Source organism: Pseudarthrobacter sp. KH_020_B, from assembly GCF_057840185.1.
Genome location: NZ_CM174506.1, coordinates 1789733 through 1812334 on the forward strand (window position 1 = coordinate 1789733; position 22602 = coordinate 1812334).

Sequence of the window (22602 nt, forward strand, 5' to 3'; positions counted from 1 at the left end):
TGACTATGATCGAACGATGACTTCTTCGAGCTACTTCCGGTTTCCGCATGTCCAAGGCGATCTGGTCACGTTTGTGGCAGAGGACGACGTGTGGATCGCACCCCTCAGCGGCGGCCGTGCATGGCGGGTGTCGTCACTGCAGCTGCCCGCCCGCAACCCGCGCTTTACGCCTGACGGCAGGCGGCTGGTCTGGACTGTTATCCAGGGAACCGCCCCGGAAGTGGTCTCGGCGGAGGTGGACGGCGGTGGCTACCGGCAACTGACGTACTTCGGCCACGCCACAACCAAGGTTAAAGGCTTCACCGCGGCCGGTGACGTCGTGGTGACCAGCGCTTTCCGCCAGGCTGAAAGCCGGCACACCTATGCTTACAGCGTCCCGGTTGACGGCGGGTCGGCTGACGAGCTCCCCTTCGGGCCGGTCGAATCCGTGGCCTTCGGTCCCGAAGTGGGGGACGAACGGCCGGTGGTACTGGCCAGCGTGCTCTCACGCGAACCGGCCTGGTGGAAGCGGTACCGCGGCGGCACAGCGGGCAAGCTCTGGATCGACACCGACGGAAACGGGGAGTTCGAACGCCTGGTTCCCCACCTCGACGGAAACCTCGCAGATCCGCTGTGGGTGGACGGGCGCATCGCGTTCCTGTCAGACCATGAGGGATACGGAAACCTGTACTCGGTGCTGCCTTCCGGCGGCGATCTGCGGCGGCACACCGACCACGAGGACTTCTACGTCCGCCACGCCTCCACTGACGGTGAACGGGTCATCTTTGAATCCGCCGGTGAGCTGTGGATCCTGCACGATCTGTCCTCTGCCGCAGTACGGCTGGACATCTCGCTGGGTTCCGCGTCGCAATCGCGCCGCCCGGGCCTGCTGAAAACGTCCAAACACCTGGGCGCGGTGGTGCCGGATGACAGCGGCTCCGCCAGCGCCGTGGAGGCCCATGGAACCATTCACTGGCTCCGTCACCAGGACGGCCCGTCCCGCATCGTCGAGGCCACCCCGGGTGTCCGGGCACGGCTCCCCAGGCCGCTCGACGGCGGCCGCCTCGCTTACGTCGCCGATCACGACGGCGTGGAGGCGATCTACATCAAGGAGATTGCCGCCGCAGTCCCCAACACCGTGGTTCCTGCCGTCACGGCACCCCCGGTGGCCGTGCCCGCCGCAGCCGATCGGGACGAATCGGAAGCGGCACTGCCGCGACCGGTTCCCGCGGCGGCATCCGCAGCGGTGACTGCCGACGTCGTTGTCCCGGTGCGTGATGACTCCCCGGCCGGTGACTCCCAGGCAGGCGAATCCACGGCCGACGCCGCCCACGGCAAGGCGGAATCCGCCGTCAACGCAGGAGCGTACGGCCTGCCCACCCGTATCGCCTTCCCCAAGCCGTCACGCGCCAGCGCCCTGGAAGCGAGCCCCGATGGCCGGTGGATTGCCGTGGGTACCTCCTTCGGAGATATCTGCGTAGCGGACACAGCCACCGGGGAACTGTCCCTGGTCACCAGCATCGGCGAGGGCACTATCGCGGAACTCGCGTGGTCTCCGGACTCACAGTGGCTCGCCTGGTCCGAACCCGTTACCTCGTTCGGTTCCCGGAGCCGGCTCCGGCTGGCCAACGCCGCAGACCTGGCGGGCGGCATCGTCGAGGTCACCGACGGCCGTTTCTGCGACCAATCACCACAATTCACGCCGGACGGGAAGTTCCTGGCCTTCCTGTCCAACCGCAGCTTTGACCCGGTCTACGACGGACACTCGTTCGACCTCTCCTTCCCCAGCCCCATCAAGCCGTATCTGGTGGCACTGGCGGCCACAACGCCGTCGCCGTTTGGCCCCGCTGTTGACCTGGACCCCGCCGCAAGCAGGGACAGCACGGACAGCAAGGATGCAGATTCCGCGGCAGGCGCTGCGCCAGTCAGTGCGGTCCGGGTGGATCCGGCCGGGCTGGCGCACCGGGTCATCGGCGTCCCCGTGCCCCAGGGCAACTACACGGCACTGACGTCAACCGAGGGCGCACTGCTGTGGCTGGACTGGGCCCTGGCCGGCGTCACCGGCGACGGCAAAGCCAGCCAGGAAGACAAGGACGCGCGCCCGAGCCTGGTCCGGTTCGACCTGGCCCGCCGGAAGTCCCTCACGCTGGTGGAAGCCCTGGACAGCTACCGGCTCTCGGGCGACGGCAAGAAAGTGGTGCTGGTCAACGACAAGCAGGTCAGCGTGGTTCCCTCTACCGCCAAGGCGGATGAGGAATCCGGCCAGCTGGTCAAGGTGGACCTGGGCCGCATCCGCGTGATGATGGACCCGCTCAGCGTCTGGGGCCAGGCGTTTGACGAGGCCTGGCGCCTGCAGCGCGATTTCTTCTGGGCCGAAGACATGGCAGGACAGGACTGGGAGTCGATCCACAAGCGGTACCGTCCGATCGTTGACCGGTTGGGGACCCACGACGACCTCGTGGATCTGCTCTGGGAGCTTCACGGGGAACTGGGCACCTCGCACGCCTACGTCCGGCCCACAGCGGTCACGGAAAACGGCAGCAACGGCCAGGGACGGCTCGGCGCAGACTTCGCCTTCACCGCGGCCGGCTGGGAGATCACGCGCATCCTTGCCGGCGAGTCCTCGGACCCGCTGGCCACATCGCCGCTGACCCGGCCCGGCGCAGCCGCGAAGGAAGGCGACGTAGTCCTGGCCATCGACGGCGTGCCACTGTCCGCCACGGTCAGCCCCGCGATGCAGCTGGTGGGCGCGGCCGGACGGGCCGTGGAGCTGACACTACGCAACGGTGCCGGGCATGGAACCGAGGCAGGGGAGCAGCGGCGGATCGCCGTGATCCCGGTCAAGGACGAGGAGCGCCTGCGCTACCAGGAGTGGGTGGCCGCGAACCGACTGACCGTCCGGGAGGCCTCCGGCGGCCGCTACGGTTACCTGCACATCCCGGACATGATGGCCAACGGCTGGGCGCAGCTGCACCGCGACCTGGACACTGAAACTGCCTTGGACGGCCTCATCGTGGACGTCCGCCGGAACCGTGGCGGGCACACGTCCCAGCTGGTTGCGGAACTGATTGGCCGGAAGGTCACCGGCTGGAGCATGCCGCGCGGTGAACGTCCGCGGACCTACCCGCACCACGCCCCTCGGGGGCCGGTGATCATCCTCTCCGATGAATTTGCCGGGTCCGACGGCGACATCATCACCCAGGTCTCCAAGCTGCGGGGGATCGGGCCAGTGATCGGCACACGCACATGGGGCGGTGTGGTGGGGATCGACAACAGGTTCTCCCTGGCCGACGGCACCGGCGTGACCCAGCCGCGGTACGCCACCTGGTTCGGGGGCGGCGTGGGCTGGTCCGTGGAAAACTACGGCGTGGACCCCGACATCGAAGTGCTCTACCCGCCGCACGCTTATGCCGCCGGCAGGGATCCCCAGCTGGAATACGGGATCGGTGCGCTCAAGGAAATGATCCAGGAACTGCCCACCGACAAACCCCCGGTCCGGGAAGGCTACCGTCGCCTGAAGCCCGCACCGCTTCCGGCCCGCCGGCACGGCGAATAGGCCGGCCCGGCACCTACAGAACACAGAAGGCCCTGCCCCTTCCGGCTAGTCCGGGCGGGGCAGGGCCTTCTGTGTCAGCGGCGGTGACGCCGCTTAGTGGGTCAGGACTGCAGCGTCGCGTCCAGGGTGATCTCGATGCTGGCCAGCGCGCCGGAGACCGGGCAGCCGGTCTTGGCCTCGCCGGCGATCCGCTGGAACTCCTCTTCGGAGATGCCGGGAATCTTTGCGGACATTGTCAGGTGGCTGCCCGTGATGCCGGTACCGGGAACGAACGTCACGTCGGCCTTGGTGTTGACTTCCTCCGGAGCATGGCCGGCCTGGGCGAGCATATTGCTGAACGCCATCGAGAAGCAGCTCGCGTGCGCTGCGGCGATCAGTTCCTCCGGGCTGGTCTTGCCCTCGGCCGCTTCGGTGCGTGCCTTCCAGGTAACCTCAAATGTGCCCAGGCCGGAGCTGTCCAGCGTGGTCTGACCCGACCCCGTGATCAGGTCGCCGTTCCATACTGTGTGCGCGGTGCGTGTTGCTGCCATGTCCACTCCTCAAAGTCGGTTCGAACCGGGACCGGCCGTTGCCTGGCCCCGCCGGTTCCAATCCTAGGGATTGAGCGGCGGCAGTGCACAGAGTGTCCGCTCTCAGTGGATTGTGACCGCGTGGGCCAACTGTGATTAACCACGACGGCGCCGCACCCCGGGAAGGGGAGCGGCGCCGTCGTGAGTGGTTCAGCCGGTGATCAGTTCCAGATCGTGGCGATGGCGATGTTAGCCAGGGCCAGTCCGCCAACGCCGTGGGCCAGGCCCTTGCTGATGTCTTCGCCCTTTTTGTATTTGCGGCGGCCGATGAAAGCCAGCACGCCGACGGCCAGGGCGATCGCGAACTTGATGCCCAGCTTGAAGTAATTCGCGTCCATGTCCAGGGACGGGATCAGGCCCATCAGCACGATGCCGGTGATGAGCTGAAGAGCTGCGCCGTCGAACTGCCGGGGGTGGACAGTGGGGGTTTTCATGTTCCCGATCCAGATGCCGACGATCATGGCGGCGCCGACGATGTGAAGGAAGACCACGATGTTGTACACGATAATCATGCGACCAGTCTACGCAGACGTTCTACATCATGTAGTAAGGCCGGCCGCATGATTTGTGTGTCGGCGGAGACCGCGCTGCGCCTTAAACCGCGACGGCGGTGCACGCCTTCCGGTGGTTTCCCACCGGCGGGTGCACCGCCGTCGTGCGGTTCTGGCCTGGGGCTAGAGCCCGAGGTCGGCCTCGAAGGCGCCTTCTTCAAGGCGGGCCTTCAGGGTCTGGAGGAAGCGGCCTGCGTCCGCGCCGTCCACCAGGCGGTGGTCGTACGTGAGGGACAGGTACATCATGGAGCGGATGGCGATCGAGTCGTCACCGTTCTCATCGGCCACCACCACGGGGCGCTTGACGATCGCGCCGGTGCCCAGGATACCCACCTGCGGCTGGTTGATGATCGGGGTGTCGAACAGGGCCCCAACCGAACCGATGTTGGTGATGCTGAACGTGCCGCCGGACAGCTCGTCCGGGCCGATCTTGCCGTCGCGGGTGCGGCCGGCAACATCGGCGATCTTGGCGGCGAGACCTGCCAGGTTCAGGTTGCCGGCGTCGGAAATGACCGGAACCAGGAGACCCTTGTCCGTGTCCACTGCGATCGCCAGGTGCTCGGCGTTGTGGTACGTGATCTCCTGCTTGTCCTCGTCGTACGCAGCGTTGAGCTTGGGGTGCTGCTTGAGCGCCTCGGCCACGGCCTTGGCGATGAAAGGCAGGAAGGTGAGCTTGACGCCGTTCTGGGCCAGGAACGAGTTCTTGGCCTTCAGGCGGAGCTTGGCGACCTTGGTCATGTCCACTTCGTGCACCTGCGTGAGCTGCGTGGAGACCTCCAGGGACTCGCGCATCCGGCGGGCGATGACCTGGCGGATGCGGGGAGCCTTCTGCGTGGTGCCGCGCAGGGAAGAGGCAGCCGGACCGGCCGGAGCGGCAGACGGCTTGGCCGGTACTGCGGCGGGAGCGGCCTTGGCTTCCGCAGCGGCGAGGACGTCCTGCTTGCGGATGCGCCCACCAACGCCGGTGCCGGACAGTGAGGCGACGTCCACGCCGTGCTGGTTTGCCAGCTTCCGGACCAGCGGGGTCACGTAGCCGGACTCGCCGCCGGCAGCAGGCTCGGCTGCCGGTGCCGGTGCTGCAGCGGGAGCAGGTGCCGCCGGAGCAGCCTCTGCCTTGGGAGCAACGGGAGCAGGTGCCGCGGCGGGCGCCGGTGCGGCAGGCGCCGGTGCGGCAGGCGCGGCGGCGGGTGCCGGCGCTGCGGGGGCTGCCGCGCCGGAGCCGATGACGGCGAGGACGGCGCCAACCTCGGCGGTTTCGTCTTCGTTGACCCGGATTTCCTGCAGCGTTCCCGCGACGGGGGACGGGATTTCGGTGTCGACCTTGTCGGTGGATACCTCGAGCAGCGGCTCATCCACTGCAACGGTGTCGCCCACGGCCTTCAGCCAGCGGGTGACTGTTCCTTCGGTGACGCTTTCGCCCAGTGCCGGGAGGGTGACGTCGTGGCTTTCGCCGTCCGAGGCGGCCGGTGCTGCTGCGGGTGCTTCCGCAGCGGGTGCTCCTGCGGCCGGGGCCTCTTCGGCCGGTGCCTCTGCAGCCGGTGCGGCGGGGGCTTCTTCGGCCGGTGCTGCCGCTTCGGGGGCTGCGCCGCCGCCGGAGCCGTCACCGATGCGGACCAGGGGAGCGCCTACTTCGGCGGTCTCGTCTTCGGCAACGAGGATTTCCTCGATGATGCCGGCAATCGGAGAGGGGATTTCGGTGTCTACTTTGTCGGTGGAAACCTCGAGCAGCGGTTCGTCCACCTCTACCCGGTCACCTACCTGCTTGAGCCAGCGGGTGACGGTTCCTTCGGTGACGCTCTCACCGAGGGCGGGCAAGTTAACGGATTCAGACATGTCGTCCCCGTTCTCCTTATTGATCTTTGTGCGGATGATGGCTGGCTTGTTCGAGCTTAGTGCACCCGGCGGGTCACGCCGGGTGCACCAAGCTCTGTTGTCTTGCGGTGCTGCTGGCTGTAATTAGCCGTGAAGCGGGCGACCGGCCAGGGCCATGGCGGCCTCGCCGAGTGCCTCGTTCTGCGTCGGGTGCGCGTGGATGAGTCCGGCAACATCTTCCGGGTAGGCTTCCCAATTGACGATCAGCTGGGCTTCGCCGATCTGCTCGCCGACGCGGGTGCCGATCATGTGGACGCCAACAACAGGGCCGTCCTTTTCGCGGACGAACTTGATGATGCCTCCGGTGCCCAGGATGGCGCTCTTGCCGTTGCCGGCCAGGTTGTATTCCGTGCTTTCAACCCTGTCCTCGCCGAACTTCTCCCTGGCGGCCTTCTCGGAGTAACCCACCGAGGCAATCTCGGGATCGCAGAAGGTGACCTTGGGGACGTTGATGTCGTCGACAACCACGGGCTTGAGGCCGGCGATTTCTTCGGCGACGAAGATGCCCTGCTGGAAACCGCGGTGTGCCAGCTGCACGCCGGGAACGATGTCGCCGACGGCGTAGACGTTGCCGACGCCGGTGTGGAGGCGTTCGTTGGTGATGACAAAGCCGCGGTCAACAGTGACTCCGGCTTCTTCGAACCCGAGTCCCGCCGTGGACGGTCCGCGTCCGACAGCCACGAGCAGAAGGTCTGCTTCGAACGTCTTGCCGTCCACCAGGGTGACCTTGACGCCGTCGTTGTTCTGCTCGACGCCCTGGAAGAAGGTGCCGGTGTTGAACTTGATGCCGCGCTTCTTGAAGGTGCGCTCCAGGACCTTGATGATCGAGGCGTCCTCGTTGGGCACCAGGGACGGCAGGCCCTCGACGATGGTGACGTCCACGCCGAAGGACTTCCAGACGGAAGCGAACTCGACGCCGATGACGCCGCCGCCCAGGACGATGACGCTCTTAGGCACGTAGTCCATCGTGAGGGCCTCGTCAGAGGTGATCACGCGGCCGCCGATTTCGAGGCCCGGAAGGGAGCGGGAGTAGGAGCCGGTGGCGAGGACGATGTTCTTGCCCTTGTAGGCCGTGCCGTTGACTGTGATGGTGTCCGGGGCGGTGAGTTTGCCTTCGCCCTCAATGACGGTGATGCCCTTGCCCTTGATCAGGCCCTGCAGGCCCTTGAACTTACCGGCAACGATGCCGTCCTTGTAAGCGTTCACGGCGGCCATGTCGATGGACTGGAGCTCCACGTTCACGCCGTACTTGACGCCGTCGCGGGCGTGGTCGGCAACTTCTGCGGAGTGCAGCAGGGCCTTGGTGGGGATACAGCCGTTGTGCAGGCAGGTGCCGCCCAGTTTTGCCTTCTCAACCAGACCAACGGTCAAGCCAAGCTGTACGGCCCGCAGGGCTGTGGCGTATCCGCCGCTGCCGCCACCTAGTACCAGGATGTCGAATTCTTGCGCAGTTGCCTGATCGGCCACTTAAACGCTCCCTCGCGTGAACGATGACGCGATCGTGCGCATCATCTGGTCTTGAACTTGTACTGCCGTGATTATGCCAGCAGGCAAGTTCTCGTGCATTTGTGACTACCGGGGTTCACCTTAGCGAACCCCCCCATCCATGCTCCACCTTGGCGCCGCCTTTGTGGGGCGCTTGTGTCGAGTGTCACGCGGCCATGTGGCCAACGGGTCACGGCCGGTTCTGCGGTCGCAGGACAAGCAGCCGCGTGACAACTCAACAGCAGAGGGCGGGTTCCCCTGGGGTCAGACGGCAGCCGCCAGGACGTCTTCCACGTATGCCACCAGGGTGCGGACCGTGCAGCCCGTGCCCTGCTTGTGGGTGTAGCCGTACGGGCTCCCGTTGTTAAAGGACGGGCCGGCGATGTCGATGTGGGCCCAGGGGATCTGCTCCCCGTCCTTGCCCTTGCCCACAAACTCGCGCAGGAAAACAGCCGCGGTCATCATGCCGCCGTGGCGCTCACCGATATTGGCGAGGTCGGCCACCTGGGAGTCGATGCTCGGGCGCAGCTCCTCAGGGAGCGGCATAGGCCACACCAGCTCGCCTGCACGGTCAGCGGCGGCCTTAAGCGGCCCGGTGACGCTGTCCGAGCCCATCACGCCGGCTGTCCTGTTGCCGAGGGCGATGAGCTGCGCACCGGTGAGGGTGGCGACGTCGATGATGGCGTCAGGGTATTCGCGGCTCGCCGCGACGATGCCGTCTGCCATGACCAGGCGGCCTTCGGCGTCGGTGTTCAGCACCTCGACGGTCTTGCCGCCGAACATGGTGAGCACGTCCGCAGGCCGTGAGGCGGAACCGGAGGGCATGTTTTCCGCGATGCAGAGCCAGGCGGTCGCCTTCACCGGCAGGCCAAGTCCTGCGATCGCCAGCACAGTATTAAGGACGACGGCGGCACCCGCCATGTCGCTCTTCATGTCGCCCATGCCAAGGGCCGGCTTGATCGAGATTCCGCCGGTGTCGAACGTGATGCCCTTGCCCACCAGGGCGATTTTTGCGGTGGCCTTTGCGGGGGCGTATTCCACCTTCACCAGGCGGGGCTGGCGGGTGGACCCCTTGCCTACGCCCATGATGCCGCCGAAGCCTTCCTTTTCGAGGCGCTTTTCGTCCCAGACCGTTACCTTGACAGGGAGGCCCTTGGACAGCTCCTTGGCGGCCTCGGCGAAGGATTCGGGGTACAGGTGGCTGGGCGGCTCGTTGACCAGGGTCCGCGTGGCGTTGACGGCTTTGCCGATGAGCCCTGCCCGCGTCAGTGCAGAGCGAAGCGCATCGTTGGCGGCAACGTCCGTGTAGATGACCGCGTTGCGGACCGGTTCCTTCAGCCCGTCGTTGGAGGACCGGTACTCGGTGAAGGAATAGGCTCCCAGGGCGGCACCCTCGGCGACCGCCGCGACATCGGCGACACCCGCCGTCGGGAGCGCGAGGATAACGGTGGGCAGGCCGCCGAGCTGGCGGACGGCGGACCCTGCGGCGCGCCGCAGGGCCTCTTCGGTCAGCGGACGGCCAGGGGCTACTTTGCCGACGCCGGCGAGGACGATAACGCCAGCACCCGTTTCCGGCAGGCCTGGCAGCCGAACGATCTGGTCAGCGGCGCCGGTGACACCCAGAACCTTCAGGGAATCAGTCAGGGCTTCAGCCGATTTCGCGGTCAGCGGGTTTTCAAGCAGGACGGGGCCGTCCGGTCCCTGTCCCACGCCGATGACCACGGCGTCACTGGGCGTCCTCTTCAGATCCTTAGCGAGGGTACTAAGGTTGATTTCAGTATTCTTGACCACGGGGTAAGTCCTCAATTCTCGAAAAGGCTGTTCGCGCTGGTATGGATGTCAGGCGCTAGGCCACGGAAATCCGGCGGCCGTCCGATCGGGACGTTGCCGGGGTGCCGGTAAACCCGTCCGGCAGGCCATTCACGATCGTAGTCGCTGCGGGCCGCGGCAGCTGAATTTCCTGAGACCTGCGCCACACCGGTGGGCGGAATTCCGGGGTGCCCGGCCGCGTTGTACAAGATATCCACCCGACTCCTTGAAAGGACGACGCCGTGCTTGAACGGATTTCCGGTTCCCTGTTGGACCCCGATGCGCTCTATGCGAGCAACATCGAGCTGTTCCACAGCCCGGCGCTCCGCGGGCTGAACCTGGTAATGGGTTTCACCGGCTTTGCCGATGCCGGCCACGTTGTACAGCAAATCAATGCGGAGCTCCTGGACACGCTCGACGCCGAGACTGTGGCGGTGTTCGACGCCGACCAGCTAATCGACTACCGGTCGCGGCGGCCCCACATCTCCTTCGTTGAGGATCATCTGCAGGACTATCAGCAGCCGAAGCTGGCGCTGTACAAGCTAACGGACGGGCTCGGCAGCCCCTTCCTGCTGCTGGCCGGTTTTGAACCTGACCTTCAATGGGAGCGGTTCGCGCGCGCCGTCGTCGGCATTGTGGAAAAACTGGACGTGAACCTCGTGACCTGGATCCACTCCATTCCCATGCCTGTGCCGCACACGCGCCCTGTGGGTGTGACCGTCCATGGCAACCGTCCGGAATTGATCGAGGGTATTTCGGTCTGGAAGCCCACCGTCGACGTTCCGGCGGCCGTGGGCCACATCCTGGAGCTGCGGCTCATGGAAGCGGACCGCAATGTTGCCGGCTACGTGATCCACGTTCCGCACTACCTTGCTGAGGCGGAATACCCGCCGGCCGCGGTGGCCGGGCTTGAGTTCCTCGGTGCCGCGACGTCCCTGATGTTGCCTGCGGACCGGTTGCGCGAAGCCGGGCGGGAAGTTGGCCGCCAGATCGCCGAGCAGGTGGCAGCCTCGGAAGATGTGCAGCAGGTGGTCTCGCGGCTGGAAGAGCGGTACGACGAGAAGGCCGAAGGCACCGTCCGGCGCTCGCTCCTGGCCGATGAAAATGACGAACTGCCCAACGGGGACGCGCTGGGCGCAGCAGTGGAGGCCTACCTGGCCCGCGAGAACCCGCACCCGTAGCCCGGCCCCACGGCGTCCGCCTGGTAGACGCCTGCCCCGGTCAGGGCACCTGCCCGGGCATAATGAGGGGGTGACTGCACCCCGCGCCTGGCTGATCTGGACCATCGGCATCTTCGCCTACCTTGTGGCCGTCTCCCAGCGCACGTCATTCGGGGTGGTGGGACTCGAGGCCACGGAGCGGTTCCATGCCGGCGCGTCCGCCATCTCCTTCTTCACCGTGCTGCAGTTGCTGGTCTACGCAGGACTGCAGATCCCCGTAGGCCTCCTGGTGGACAGGTTCGGCTCGCGCATCATGATCGCAGGCGGAGCCGTCCTGATGGGTCTTGGGCAGCTCCAACTGGCCTTCGCCGACACCATTCCGGGCGGTGTGGCCGGGCGGATCCTTGTGGGCGCCGGGGACGCCATGACCTTTATTTCCGTGATCCGGCTCATTCCCTTGTGGTTCGCGCCCGCCCGGGTTCCGCTGGTGACCCAGCTGACGGGCATGTCGGGCCAGCTCGGACAGCTTTTCAGTGTGCTTCCCTTCGCCTTCGTCCTGCATTCCTTCGGCTGGACCCCCGGCTTCCTGATGCTCGCCGGCATGGCGGGCCTGGCGGTGGTCCTGGTCCTGGTGCTGTTGAAGGACCACCCGCCCGGCGCGCCCGCCCCGAAGGCACAGCAGGGGCTGAAAGCCACGGGCGCCTCGCTCGCGCGGGCCTGGCGCCAGCCGGGTACCCGGCTGGGGATGTGGAGCCACTTCACCATCCAGTTCAGCGGCACCGTCTTCGCCATGACCTGGGGATATCCGTTCCTGATCTCGGGGCAGGGCCTGGATTCCGCAACCGTGGCCGGCCTGATGACCCTGTACGTTGCGGCGGCGATGGCCGTGGGCCCGTTCATCGGGCAGTTCGTTTCCCGCCACCCGCTTCGCCGGTCAACCATGGTGCTGCTCATCGCCGGCGCCACGGCCGCGGCCTGGGCCGCGGTGCTGCTGACGCCTGGCCGCTCCCCGCTGTGGCTGCTGGCGTGCCTGGTGGTAGTCCTGGCCATCGGGGGGCCGGGATCGATGATCGGGTTCGATTTCGCGCGGACGTTCAATCCGGCCCACAGGATCGGCACCGCAACGGGCATCGTGAATGTGGGCGGCTTCATCGCGGCGCTCGTGGCTATTTTCCTGATCGGCCTGGTGCTGGACATCCTGCTGGCCGCCGGCTATTCCGACGGCGTCCTGTACGGGCTCGAACCGTTCCGGATCGCACTCAGCGTTCAGTTCCTGCTGCTGGGGTTTGGCACCGCCATGACGTTTATCTGCCGGCGCAAAGTACGGCGCCAAATGGCCGCGCAGGGCGTTGTGGTGCCACCGCTCCTTCGGGCCATGGCGCGGCAGCGGCGGGCGAACCTGGCACAGCGGCGCCAGCGCGACCGCGCGGGCAAAGACTGACACTTTTCCTGCACAGGCAGGTTTCCAGGGTTGTTATCCACTTGGGGAAATTGACGCTTTCAGCCCCGCAGGCGCTGCGCCAAAGCTGGAGTCATGAAACCTCCAGAACACCTGACCGTCCGAGGCCCTGAAGACATCCTCGGGTTCATTCCGCATTCCCTGGGCTACTGGCCGGCAGACAGCCTGGTTGCGATGACCCTGCAGGGGAACCGGCTGGGAGCAACCCTGAGGCTGGACCTTCCAGGACCGGAAACTCTCGCGGACCCCCGGGGCTACGCCCGCACGGTGCGCGATTATCTCCAGGCTGACCAGAACGCCGATGCCGCCCTGCTGGCCTGCTTCACCAACGACGGCTGGATGGAACCACCTGGAACCTACCGCGGTCTCCTGGACGCCCTGCAGACGGTCCTTGGGGCCGCGGGGATGCCGGTCAAGGACGCCTGGTATGTCGGTGACGCCTTCTGGCGTGATGCTTTTTGCACCGACGCTTCCTGCTGCCCAGCACCTGGCCGTTCTGTTCAGGCGATCCGGGACAGCATGCTTAATGCCGAGATGATCTTCCGCGGCAGCAGCGTCGGGCCCGCGCCGGAGGAAGGGGCGCATCCTCCGCCCATGCTTTCCGGCGAGGACCGGGCAGCCGTCCTTGCCTCTGAGGCAACCTGGGCCGCACAGCTGGACCGGCGCCGGGGGAGCCGGGAGCAGTTCGGCCACCTGATGATCCAGTGGGAGGCCCTGCTGGCCAACGTGCCTGGTCAGGCGCTGCCGGTCAATGACGTTGCTTTCCTTCGCGCGTCGCTCCGGATCCCTGCCTGGCGTGACGCCGTGCTGGTGATGGCCGCCGCCGGTCAGGCGGCTGCCTTGGCGGGTGCAGAGATGTTCGGCATCTTCGATGCCGGCTGCATCCTGGCTCCGGTGGGGCCCGCACTCCCGGGGCCCGCACCTTCCGGACTTCCAGCGTCGGGAGCCGGACTGCCGGACGGGGAGCCAGCCGGACGGGTTGCTACCGGACCCGGTACTCACAGCATGGCGGGCATTCCGGGATATGGCGAAGTCCTGTTGGGGCTGGACCCGGCGGTTCCTGACTGGCACCGGCTTAACAGCCTGGACGCAGTCCTCGAACAGCTGTCGGTGTGCGGTGGCCAGGCCGGTGCAGCCTCGCTGACCGGGCGTGGATGGATCGCGTGGTGCAGGGGTCGGGGATCCTACGCGGCCGCTTACCTTGGCCGCGCCCTGGACGAGGAACAGGGCTACCGGCTCGCGGAACTCATGCTTGAGTTGGTGCGGCGCGGCACGCTCTGCGGCTGGGCTGCACGGAAGGACGCCGCCTGGCGGAAATTCGAACCGGATGCGGCCTGACCGGAATGCCCTGGCCCCGGGAATGGGGGCAGCCTTGAGGTCGGGTTTGGGAAAACCGTGAGACAATGGTTGCCGAGACCCGGTTGGGTCCGTGGATCAAGTGCATGTAATGAAGCCCGGTCGGGAACATTACGGCCGCCCCGTCAGTTCTACTTGTAGACTCTGCCGGCCGTGGTTGCACCTGATATTCATCACGGACTTGACAGGGTCATAGTGGTGTTGCCCGTATGGTGATTCCACAGACCGCCGCTAGAAAGGTTTTCTGTGACCCCGTCTTCCGCGAAGAAGGAACCCGCCGCCCAGGACGATTTGTCCCCTGAGGCGAAGCAGGCTGCAACGAACGCCAAGCGAGCAGCGACGCGGGCAGCCAACAAAGCCGCCGCCGGTGAAGCCGGTTTGGATGGCAAGCCTGAGCCCAAGAAGCGCGGGCCCAAGCCCGGCGCCAAAGCCGCTGCCGAAGCAGCCGGAAAGTCCGCGCGCGGCGCATCGGACGAAGATGAGGACGTTGAGGAGGACCTCGACGACATCAACATCCCCGATGACAGCGAGATCCACGCCGCCAAGGCCGCATCGGCAGCCACGGGCAAGGGCTTCGTCTACTCGGATGCCGACGACGATGACGCCCCTGTCCAGCAGGTGATGTCGGCCGGCGCCACGGCTGACCCCGTCAAGGACTACCTCAAGCAGATCGGTAAGGTTGCGCTGCTCAACGCCGAGCAGGAAGTTGACCTGGCACTCCGGATCGAAGCCGGACTCTTCGCCGAAGAGAAAATCAACGCCGACGACGGCTCGATGGACCCCAAGTTCAAGCGTGAACTTGAGTTCGTTATCCACGACGGCAAGCGTGCCAAAAACCACCTGCTCGAAGCCAACCTCCGCCTGGTGGTCTCACTGGCCAAGCGCTACACCGGCCGCGGCATGCTGTTCCTGGACCTCATCCAGGAAGGCAACCTGGGCCTGATCCGCGCCGTCGAGAAGTTCGACTACACCAAGGGCTTCAAGTTCTCCACGTACGCTACGTGGTGGATCCGCCAGGCCATTACCCGCGCCATGGCAGACCAGGCCCGCACCATCCGCATCCCGGTGCACATGGTTGAAGTCATCAACAAGCTGGCCCGCGTGCAGCGCCAGATGCTCCAGGACCTGGGCCGCGAACCCACGCCCGAAGAGCTGGCCCTCGAACTGGACATGACTCCTGAGAAGGTCGTGGAGGTCCAGAAGTACGGCCGCGAACCGATCTCCCTGCACACCCCGCTGGGTGAAGACGGCGACTCCGAGTTCGGCGACCTCATCGAGGACTCCGAGGCCGTGGTCCCGGCCGATGCCGTGAGCTTCACGCTCCTGCAGGAACAGCTGCACTCCGTCCTGGACACCCTGTCCGAGCGCGAAGCCGGCGTGGTGGCCATGCGCTTCGGCCTGACCGACGGCCAGCCGAAGACTTTAGACGAAATCGGCAAGGTCTACGGTGTGACGCGTGAGCGCATCCGCCAGATCGAATCCAAGACTATGTCCAAGCTCCGCCACCCGTCACGGTCGCAGGTACTGCGGGACTACCTGGACTAGATCAGGACTCAGGCAGCGCGGGTCCCCTGCACTCCCATCAACTTCGGATCGATGGGAGTGCAGGGGACCCGCGCTTTTCTGTCTCCGGCTACATTGTTTGGCCTTAAGGCAAAGAAGAGGACCCCTCCGGCTGGAGAGGTCCTCTTCTTGATGTGTCAGGTTGTGGTGCGCCTGGTCAGTCGACGGCTACGGGAGCCTTCTCGTGAAGCCTGCCCGTCTCATCGTGCCAGTCGGAACTCAACGGCCTCAGCGTAGCCTCGATGGCACGGGCGTGGTGGCCGCAGAACAGCAACTCACCGCCGGAGGACTCGAGTACAACGCGGACATATGCCTGAGCCCCGCAACGATCGCACCGGTCCAGTGCGTTGAGTGTGCGGTCTGCCACTGCTGTTGTCATGTCGGCCTCCTTAGTAGATCTGTATGTCTATATAACCAGTATTCGTACCAATCCCATCGCAAGGACGGGTCAAGTTCGCTGTCCGCGTAGCCACAAGAATCGATCAAGCCGCCCGGTATCGGTCACGGAAGGATAACGAGTGGCCTCGCCCACAGCCCCGGGGAAGTGTGGCAGCCCTCCGTCAGGGGCCGCGCCGACTAGGCTTGATGGAGCGCCCGCAGCGCCAGCTGTTCCGTCACTGAAGGAGTTCACAACCCGTGGCACCAAGTTCTGATTACACCGCCCGGCACCTTTCTGTCCTGGAGGGCCTCGAAGCCGTCCGCAAGCGCCCCGGCATGTACATCGGTTCCACCGATTCGCGCGGCTTGATGCACTGCCTGTGGGAGATCATCGACAACTCGGTGGACGAAGCCCTTGCCGGGTTCGGGCACGACATCAAGATCATCCTGCACGCTGACAACTCGGTGGAAATCCACGACGACGGCCGCGGCATCCCCGTGGACGTGGAACCCAAGACGGGACTCACCGGCGTCGAGGTGGTCTTCACCAAGCTCCATGCGGGCGGCAAGTTCGGCGGCGGTTCCTACACGGCCTCCGGCGGCCTGCACGGCGTGGGCGCCTCCGTGGTGAACGCCCTGTCCGCGCGCCTGGACGTGGAAGTGGACCGCGGCAGCAAGACCTACCAAATGTCGTTCCGGCGCGGCGAGCCGGGGCGCTTCCAGGATCAGGGATCCAAGCTGGACCCGTCGGCTGTGTTCGCGCCGTTTGTGGACGGCTCGGTACTGGACGTGGTGGGCAAGGCGAAGCGTGGTGTGACCGGAACCCGCATCCGCTACTGGGCGGACCGCCAGATCTTCACGCCGGACGCCAAGTTCTCCTACGACGAACTGGCCGCACGGGCCCGGCAGACCTCCTTCCTGGTGCCGGGTCTCAAGCTCACCGTCCGCGATGAGCGCAGGCTGGCCGGTACCCCCGGTGAGGCAGCCGGCCACGAAGAGGTGTTCCACCACGACGGCGGCCTGTCCGAGTTCGTCGAATTCCTCGCCGCCGATCCCGCCGTCACCGACGTCTGGCGGCTGCACGGTTCCGGCAAGTTCAAGGAAACCGTGCCGGTACTCGACGAGCGCGGCCACAGCCAGCTCGCCGAGGTTGAGCGTGACTGCGAAGTGGACGTGGCCCTCCGGTGGGGCATCGGTTATGACAGCACCGTCCGCAGCTTCGTCAACATCATCGCCACGCCCAAAGGCGGAACCCACCAGTCAGGCTTCGAGCAGGCGCTGGTGAAGACGTTCCGGAAAGCAGTGGAGGCCAATGCCCGCAAGCTCAAGGCCGGCAACGACAAAATCGAAAAGGATGACATCTTCGCCGGCCTGACCGCGGTCCTGACGGTCCGGTTGGCCGAGCCGCAGTTTGAGGGCCAGACGAAGGAGATCCTGGGCACCTCCGCCGTCCGCGCCATCGTCTCGAGGGTGGTGGAGAAGGAGATTACCGCGAAGCTGAATTCAGCCAACCGGAACGACAAAGCCCACTCCGCGCTGCTCCTGGAAAAAATCGTCAGCGAGATGAAGTCGCGGATCTCCGCGCGGGTGCACAAGGAAACGCAGCGGCGCAAGAATGCTCTGGAAACCTCGTCCATGCCCACCAAGCTCGCCGACTGCCGGACGGACGACGTCGACCGTTCCGAACTGTTCATCGTTGAAGGCGACTCCGCGCTGGGAACCGCCAAGCTGGCGCGGTCCTCGGACTTCCAGGCGCTGCTGCCCATCCGCGGCAAGATTCTGAACGTGCAAAAGGCCTCCGTAGGGGACATGCTGTCCAACGCTGAGTGCGCTGCGCTGATCCAGGTGGTGGGTGCGGGATCCGGACGCAGCTTCGACATCAACGCGGCCCGGTACGGCAAAGTCATTCTCATGACCGACGCCGACGTCGACGGCGCCCACATCCGGACCTTGCTGCTGACACTGTTCTTCCGGTACATGCGCCCGATGATCGACGCGGGACGGGTCTATGCCGCCGTGCCGCCGCTGCACCGGGTGGAGGTCATCAATGCCGGGCAGAAGGCCAACGAGATGATCTACACGTACTCGGAGGCGGAACTCCACGTGCTCCTGGCCCGGCTGGCCAAGGAAGGCAAGCGCTACAAGGAACCGATCCAGCGGTACAAGGGCCTGGGCGAGATGGACGCCGGACAGCTTGCCGAGACCACCATGGATCCGCGGCACCGGACGCTGCGCAAGGTGGGGATCGAGAACGCCAAGCATGCGGAGGACACGTTCGACCTGCTGATGGGATCCGATGTTGCCCCCCGCAAAGACTTCATCATCGCCGGCGCCTCCAGCCTGGACCGGGAGCGGATCGACGCCTGACGGCCGGGCAGGACCAGCCCTGTTCCATCGATTGCTCCCCACCGGCTCCCTTACCTCGCAAGCTCGGCAAGGGAACCCTGCCGGCGTGGGCCCAGTGCCCTTTTGGGCGGTCAAAACGGCGCTTACGGAGCAATCGATGGGCCGCCCGTCAGCCCAGCAGGCCCGGCACAATCAGCAGGGCGGTGGGCACGGCCAGGAGCAGGGCGGAGCCGGCAAGCACCATCCCGCGGGCGGCGGCAGGCAGTTGCGGCTCTGGGGACAGCAGCCGGCTGACCCGGGAAATAGTGGTCCGGGCGGAACCTGAGACGGAGCCGGCGGGCGCCTCAAGCCCGTCCAGGGCAAAGCTGGGGTGCGCGGACGGCACGCCGGCGGCCGAAATGCTTCCAGTCAGACCCGCCCCCGTACCCGGAGCCATACCTCCGCCGGGTCCGCTGGCAACAATGGCGATCGCCTTGATGAGCGTGGCCTTGCTTTCCGTCTTCAGCGCGACGTCGTCCGCCAGCATTTCGATGAGCGAGTTCACCGCCTCCTGCGCGAGTCGGGTGGTGGGCAGCCAGGGGAGCGCCTGGCGCCACGCGGCAAAGGCCCAAAGCAGGAGATGGTGGCGCTGGTTGAGGTGGGCATTCTCGTGGCTCAGGACGGCCCGAAGTTCAGCCGGCTCCAGGGCGGCCATCAAGCCGTCCGAGAGTACCGTGACGGAGCGGGCCCCGCCCGGCAGGCAATAGGCAACAGGTGAATCGTGGCTGATAACCACCGTGCGGGCAGCATCGGCGGACGGGGCGGCCAGCAGGGCCAGGAGTTCCCGGTGCCGGCGCCGCTGCCGTTCGATCTTGTAGTACGTCAGCAAGAGGGTGAAGACCAGGTGGGCGGTGAGCAGCGCCGCCGCGGACAGGGCGAACAGATGCCAGAAGCCCAATGCCGTGGTGGGCGCGTTGAAAAGAACCATGTCCGCCAGCCCGCGAAGCCCGGAGATGAGGTTGTCCCCGATCGGTTCGAGCCCGTAGACCAGCATGGCGCCGATCATGGACAGGCCGCCCGCCAGTGCTATGGCCTGCCACAGCAGCATGGCCGTGAACGGAGACCGGGCAGGCCAGGAGGCACGCGAAAGCAAGATAGGCACTGGCCACGCCAGGACTATCGCGAGGACCGCCAGCAGGTACGAGGTCCAGAACATGGTCCGCTAGATGTGGCCAAGCAGCTTGCGCAGTGTTTCCGCTTCACTGTCCGTCACAGAGCCGATGAACCGTGCCAGCACGGCCTCACGGTCAGGCGCTGAGCCCAGCACTTCATGCATCAGCTCGGCAGTGTGGTCTTCCCTGCTGGAAACGGCCTGGTAGCGGTGCGGCCGCATACCGCGTTCCCGCTCAACAAGGCCCTTCTTCTCAAGACGTGAGAGGACGGTCAGGACCGTTGTGACGGCAAGCTCCTTGCCCTCATGCCCGGCAGCATCCCCGTTTGCCTCGGTGGTTGTTGCCAGTCTGTCGCGCAGTGTATTCGCGGTGGCTGCCCCGTGGCCCGCCCAGAGCAGATCCATCACTGCCCGTTCCAGTTCGCCAAGACTTGCCATTGCAATACATCCTTCGATTCCCCGCACCGGGCCGTGACGGCCGCGGTGACTGCACTAAGCGCTACAGATACATAAATAAATTTACCTGTTTTCCGCCTGAGTTTCTACGTACGGTAGAACACTCGGCGCGCCGTGGCCTTGTGGGAGCCACTTCCAAGTGGAACTGTTGGTTTACAGTGCCTGTCGCATTGTTCTACACTCTGTAGAAGTCAAAGTTCTACGAATCGTAGAAGAGTTGAACCGCCAACCCGAGGGACTGCTGTGGAAGCTCTGGAAATCGCACGCTGGCAATTCGGCATAACTACCGTCTACCACTTCATGATGGTGCCCCTCACCATAGGACTGGGCCTGGTGGTGGCCGTGATGCAGACGCTCTGGCACCGCACCGGCAAAGTGGAATACCTCCGGATGACCAAGTTCTGGGGCAAGCTCTTCCTGATCAACTTCATCATGGGCGTGGCCACCGGGATTGTGCAGGAGTTCCAGTTCGGCATGGCCTGGAGCGAGTACAGCCGCTTCGTCGGAGACGTGTTCGGAGCGCCGCTGGCCCTGGAGTCGCTGCTGGCCTTCTTCGTTGAGTCCACGTTCCTGGGCCTGTGGATCTTCGGCTGGAAGCAGCTGAAGCCGGGCATCCACCTGGCCTGCCTCTGGGTGGCCGTGGTGGGATCGGTGTTCTCCGCCTACTTCATCATCGTCGCCAACAGCTGGATGCAGCATCCGGTGGGCGCGGAAATTATAGACGGCCGGCCGGTGATGACGGACGCCTGGGCTGTGTTCACCAACAACACCGCGCTGGTGGCCTTTCCGCACACCCTGATGGGGGCGCTGGCCGTTGCCGGTGGCTTCCTGCTGGGCATCGCCTGGTACCACCTGTGGCGCAGGCGCACGGACGGCATCGATACCGTCGGTGCTGACGGGAAAGTCATTCCCGGCGAAGCGGCCATCCCCGGCCGGGACCGGACCGATTACAAAGTGTGGATCCGCTCGTTGCGGATCGGTGCCGTCGTGGCCATGATCTCGTTCGCCGGCACCGCCCTGACCGGCGACCTGCAGGGCAAACTGATGTTTGAGCAGCAACCCATGAAGATGGCCGCTGCCGAGGGCGCCTGCCATGACGGCACCGGGTTCTCCGTACTGAGCGTCGGGAACCTTGGCTCCAAGAACTGCGATGAGATTGTTGCCCTGATCGAGGTTCCGGGCATCCTCTCTTTCTTGGCCAATGGCGACTTCACCACGGAGGTCAGGGGCGTCAACGGACTCCTGGACCAGTACAAGGCCGACTACGGAACCCACCTCCCGGACAGCCCGATCTACGGTGAGCGGGCCGGCCAGGAGATCGAATACGTCCCGGTTATGGAAGTCACCTACTGGGGCTTCCGGATGATGATCGGCTTCGGCGGGCTTGCGGCGCTGGCCGCGCTCATCGCGCTCTGGGTAACGCGGAAGGGCACCGTGCCTGCATCCCCGTGGCTGATGCGCCTGGCTGTGTTCGGCATCCTTGCCCCCTTCGGCGCCAACGCCGCCGGCTGGATCTTCACCGAGATGGGCCGGCAGCCGTTTGTGGTGGCCCCCAACCCGGACCTGAACGGCATCGACCAGGTGTTTATGTTCACCGCGGCGGCCGTCTCCCCGGGAGTCTCCGCCGGCGAAGTGCTGACATCTCTGATCGTCCTCACCGCCGTCTACGCCGCCCTGCTTGTGGTTGAGGTCAGGCTCCTGGTCAAGTACATCCGCGGCGGTGTGGTGTCCGCGATGCCGGAACTTGCCCACACCCCGGCCGACGACAACGAGGACGCCAACAAGGGCCCGGGCAATGGCAAGCCCGCCGACGACGTTCTGGCATTCGCCTACTAAGAAGAGCAGAGGATACTCAAGCATGGAACTCCTGCCCACCATCTGGTTCATCGTCATCGCGGTGCTGTGGACCGGTTACCTCTTCCTTGAAGGCTTTGACCTCGGCGTCGGAATGCTGATGACGCTGTTCGCGCGGAACAACACCGAACGCCGGGTCCTGCTGAACACCGTCGGCCCGGTCTGGGACGGCAACGAGGTCTGGCTGATCACGGCGGGTGCCGCAACGTTTGCGGCGTTCCCGCTCTGGTACGCCTCGCTGTTTTCCGCCCTCTACCTCCCGCTCCTGGTGGTGCTGGTGGCCCTGATCTTCCGCGCCGTGGCGTTCGAATACCGCGGCAAGGTGGACGCCGATGGCTGGCGTGCCCGGTGGGACTGGGCCATTGCCCTGGGGTCCTTCTTTGCCGCGTTCGGCGTCGGCGCCGCCCTGGCCTTGACCACCACGGGCTTGCCGCTGAACGCGAACGGTGACCGCGAAGGCGGTGCGTTCGCCTGGTTCAGCGGCTACGCCGTGCTGGGCGGGCTGGCCGTGGTGGGGTTCTCCCTGCTGCACGCGCTGGCGTTTCTCGCGTTGAAGACCGACGGCGACGTGCGCCACCGCGCGCGCCGCTGGTTCGTCCGGCTGCTTCCGGTCCTGCTGCTGCCCCTTGCGGGCTGGGCACTCATCATCCAGTTCCTGGAAGGCAAGCCGTGGACGTGGGCGGCCGTGATCGTGGCCGTGGTGGCCGCGGCAGCGGCATGGTTCCTGGCGCGGCGGGGGTCCGAAGGCCGGGCGTTTATGGCGATGGGGGTCTTCCTCCTCCTCGGCAGCGCGTCAATCTTCGGAGCGGTGTTCCCGGTGGTGCTTCCCTCCACCCTGGATCCGGCGTTTGACCTCACCGTTGCCAACGCGTCGTCGTCCGATTACACACTGGGGCTTATGAGCGTGGTCGCCGCCGTTGGACTGCCCCTCGTGGTCACCTACCAGGCGTGGACCTACTGGGTGTTCCGGCGTCGGGTCAGCGCGTCCCACATCCCCGCGGCCCACAGCTTCCTGCCGGCCATTGCCGTCAGGGCCTTCACCACGAAGGGCTGACCCGC

At 65.7% G+C, this 22602-nt stretch carries 17 protein-coding genes; 8 read left to right on the plus strand and 9 right to left on the minus strand.

All coding sequences use genetic code 11. The annotated features are described in order from the left end of the window. Nucleotides 1-16: 16 nt before the first annotated feature. Complete coding sequence (locus tag AC3IT0_RS08380; protein WP_489323267.1) at nucleotides 17-3535, plus strand: S41 family peptidase; 3519 nt, start codon at nucleotides 17-19, stop codon at nucleotides 3533-3535. Between the two features lie 101 nt (nucleotides 3536-3636). Here the strand turns inward: AC3IT0_RS08380 and AC3IT0_RS08385 are convergent, their stop codons facing one another. From AC3IT0_RS08385 to AC3IT0_RS08410, 6 genes are all read right to left on the minus strand, one after another. Further along, a complete protein-coding gene (locus tag AC3IT0_RS08385; RefSeq protein WP_489323268.1) occupies nucleotides 3637-4065 on the minus strand; it encodes an OsmC family protein in 429 nt (142 codons plus the stop codon). A 200-nt stretch (nucleotides 4066-4265) separates the two neighbouring features. Beyond that, the gene (locus AC3IT0_RS08390; protein WP_489323269.1) at nucleotides 4266-4616 is read right to left on the minus strand and encodes a hypothetical protein; all 351 of its coding nucleotides are present in this window, start codon (nucleotides 4614-4616) and stop codon (nucleotides 4266-4268) included. 162 nt (nucleotides 4617-4778) lie between these two features. After that, nucleotides 4779-6488 (minus strand): 2-oxoglutarate dehydrogenase, E2 component, dihydrolipoamide succinyltransferase, encoded by a 1710-nt coding sequence (gene sucB / locus AC3IT0_RS08395; protein WP_489323270.1) that lies wholly within the window; start codon nucleotides 6486-6488, stop codon nucleotides 4779-4781. A gap of 123 nt (nucleotides 6489-6611) precedes the next feature. Continuing rightward, nucleotides 6612-7994, minus strand: coding sequence for a dihydrolipoyl dehydrogenase (gene lpdA, locus AC3IT0_RS08400; RefSeq protein ID WP_489323271.1), 1383 nt, complete (start codon nucleotides 7992-7994; stop codon nucleotides 6612-6614). Between the two features lie 282 nt (nucleotides 7995-8276). Then, the gene (locus AC3IT0_RS08405) at nucleotides 8277-9803 is read right to left on the minus strand and encodes a leucyl aminopeptidase (protein ID WP_489323272.1); all 1527 of its coding nucleotides are present in this window, start codon (nucleotides 9801-9803) and stop codon (nucleotides 8277-8279) included. A gap of 11 nt (nucleotides 9804-9814) precedes the next feature. Next, complete coding sequence (locus tag AC3IT0_RS08410) at nucleotides 9815-10039, minus strand: hypothetical protein (RefSeq protein WP_489323273.1); 225 nt, start codon at nucleotides 10037-10039, stop codon at nucleotides 9815-9817. A 24-nt stretch (nucleotides 10040-10063) separates the two neighbouring features. Between AC3IT0_RS08410 and AC3IT0_RS08415 the strand changes: the two genes are divergently transcribed. From AC3IT0_RS08415 to AC3IT0_RS08430, 4 genes are all read left to right on the plus strand, one after another. After that, on the plus strand, nucleotides 10064-11002 hold the full coding sequence (locus AC3IT0_RS08415; RefSeq protein WP_489323274.1) for a proteasome assembly chaperone family protein: 939 nt from the start codon (nucleotides 10064-10066) through the stop codon (nucleotides 11000-11002). 70 nt (nucleotides 11003-11072) lie between these two features. Then, nucleotides 11073-12422 (plus strand): MFS transporter, encoded by a 1350-nt coding sequence (locus tag AC3IT0_RS08420; protein WP_489323275.1) that lies wholly within the window; start codon nucleotides 11073-11075, stop codon nucleotides 12420-12422. A 93-nt stretch (nucleotides 12423-12515) separates the two neighbouring features. After that, nucleotides 12516-13778, plus strand: coding sequence for a DUF4192 domain-containing protein (locus tag AC3IT0_RS08425; RefSeq protein ID WP_489323276.1), 1263 nt, complete (start codon nucleotides 12516-12518; stop codon nucleotides 13776-13778). 264 nt (nucleotides 13779-14042) lie between these two features. Then, nucleotides 14043-15341 carry an RNA polymerase sigma factor gene (locus AC3IT0_RS08430; protein ID WP_489323277.1) on the plus strand — a complete coding sequence of 433 codons (1299 nt, stop codon included), beginning with the start codon at nucleotides 14043-14045 and terminating at the stop codon, nucleotides 15339-15341. A 175-nt stretch (nucleotides 15342-15516) separates the two neighbouring features. On the opposite strand, the gene AC3IT0_RS08435 is transcribed toward AC3IT0_RS08430, so the two are convergent. After that, nucleotides 15517-15738, minus strand: coding sequence for a DUF7455 domain-containing protein (locus AC3IT0_RS08435; protein ID WP_160670061.1), 222 nt, complete (start codon nucleotides 15736-15738; stop codon nucleotides 15517-15519). Nucleotides 15739-15995: 257 nt separating this feature from the next. On the opposite strand from AC3IT0_RS08435, the gene AC3IT0_RS08440 reads away from it, so the two are divergent. Then, on the plus strand, nucleotides 15996-18104 hold the full coding sequence (locus AC3IT0_RS08440) for a DNA gyrase/topoisomerase IV subunit B (protein WP_489323278.1): 2109 nt from the start codon (nucleotides 15996-15998) through the stop codon (nucleotides 18102-18104). Nucleotides 18105-18252: 148 nt separating this feature from the next. Here the strand turns inward: AC3IT0_RS08440 and AC3IT0_RS08445 are convergent, their stop codons facing one another. Further along, entirely contained in the window at nucleotides 18253-19278 is a 1026-nt protein-coding gene (locus AC3IT0_RS08445) for a M56 family metallopeptidase (protein WP_489323279.1), read from the minus strand. A 6-nt stretch (nucleotides 19279-19284) separates the two neighbouring features. Further along, nucleotides 19285-19671 carry a BlaI/MecI/CopY family transcriptional regulator gene (locus tag AC3IT0_RS08450; RefSeq protein WP_489323280.1) on the minus strand — a complete coding sequence of 129 codons (387 nt, stop codon included), beginning with the start codon at nucleotides 19669-19671 and terminating at the stop codon, nucleotides 19285-19287. Between the two features lie 261 nt (nucleotides 19672-19932). On the opposite strand from AC3IT0_RS08450, the gene AC3IT0_RS08455 reads away from it, so the two are divergent. Together AC3IT0_RS08455 and cydB are read left to right on the plus strand one after the other, a co-directional pair. Next, nucleotides 19933-21525, plus strand: coding sequence for a cytochrome ubiquinol oxidase subunit I (locus AC3IT0_RS08455; RefSeq protein WP_489323281.1), 1593 nt, complete (start codon nucleotides 19933-19935; stop codon nucleotides 21523-21525). A gap of 22 nt (nucleotides 21526-21547) precedes the next feature. Then, nucleotides 21548-22597: a cytochrome d ubiquinol oxidase subunit II gene (gene cydB, locus AC3IT0_RS08460; protein WP_489323282.1), complete on the plus strand. Its 1050-nt coding sequence runs from the start codon at nucleotides 21548-21550 to the stop codon at nucleotides 22595-22597. Nucleotides 22598-22602: the final 5 nt, after the last annotated feature.

Bases quoted from the DNA above. Each gene is read 5' to 3' on its own strand.
- AC3IT0_RS08385 (WP_489323268.1), bottom strand. From the start codon at position 4,065: ATGGCAGCAACACGCACCGCGCACACAGTATGGAACGGCGACCTGATC.
- AC3IT0_RS08425 (WP_489323276.1), top strand. From the start codon at position 12,516: ATGAAACCTCCAGAACACCTGACCGTCCGAGGCCCTGAAGACATCCTC.
- sucB (WP_489323270.1), bottom strand. From the start codon at position 6,488: ATGTCTGAATCCGTTAACTTGCCCGCCCTCGGTGAGAGCGTCACCGAA.
- AC3IT0_RS08380 (WP_489323267.1), top strand. From the start codon at position 17: ATGACTTCTTCGAGCTACTTCCGGTTTCCGCATGTCCAAGGCGATCTG.
- cydB (WP_489323282.1), top strand. From the start codon at position 21,548: ATGGAACTCCTGCCCACCATCTGGTTCATCGTCATCGCGGTGCTGTGG.
- AC3IT0_RS08435 (WP_160670061.1), bottom strand. From the start codon at position 15,738: ATGACAACAGCAGTGGCAGACCGCACACTCAACGCACTGGACCGGTGC.
- AC3IT0_RS08390 (WP_489323269.1), bottom strand. From the start codon at position 4,616: ATGATTATCGTGTACAACATCGTGGTCTTCCTTCACATCGTCGGCGCC.
- AC3IT0_RS08450 (WP_489323280.1), bottom strand. From the start codon at position 19,671: ATGGCAAGTCTTGGCGAACTGGAACGGGCAGTGATGGATCTGCTCTGG.
- AC3IT0_RS08445 (WP_489323279.1), bottom strand. From the start codon at position 19,278: ATGTTCTGGACCTCGTACCTGCTGGCGGTCCTCGCGATAGTCCTGGCG.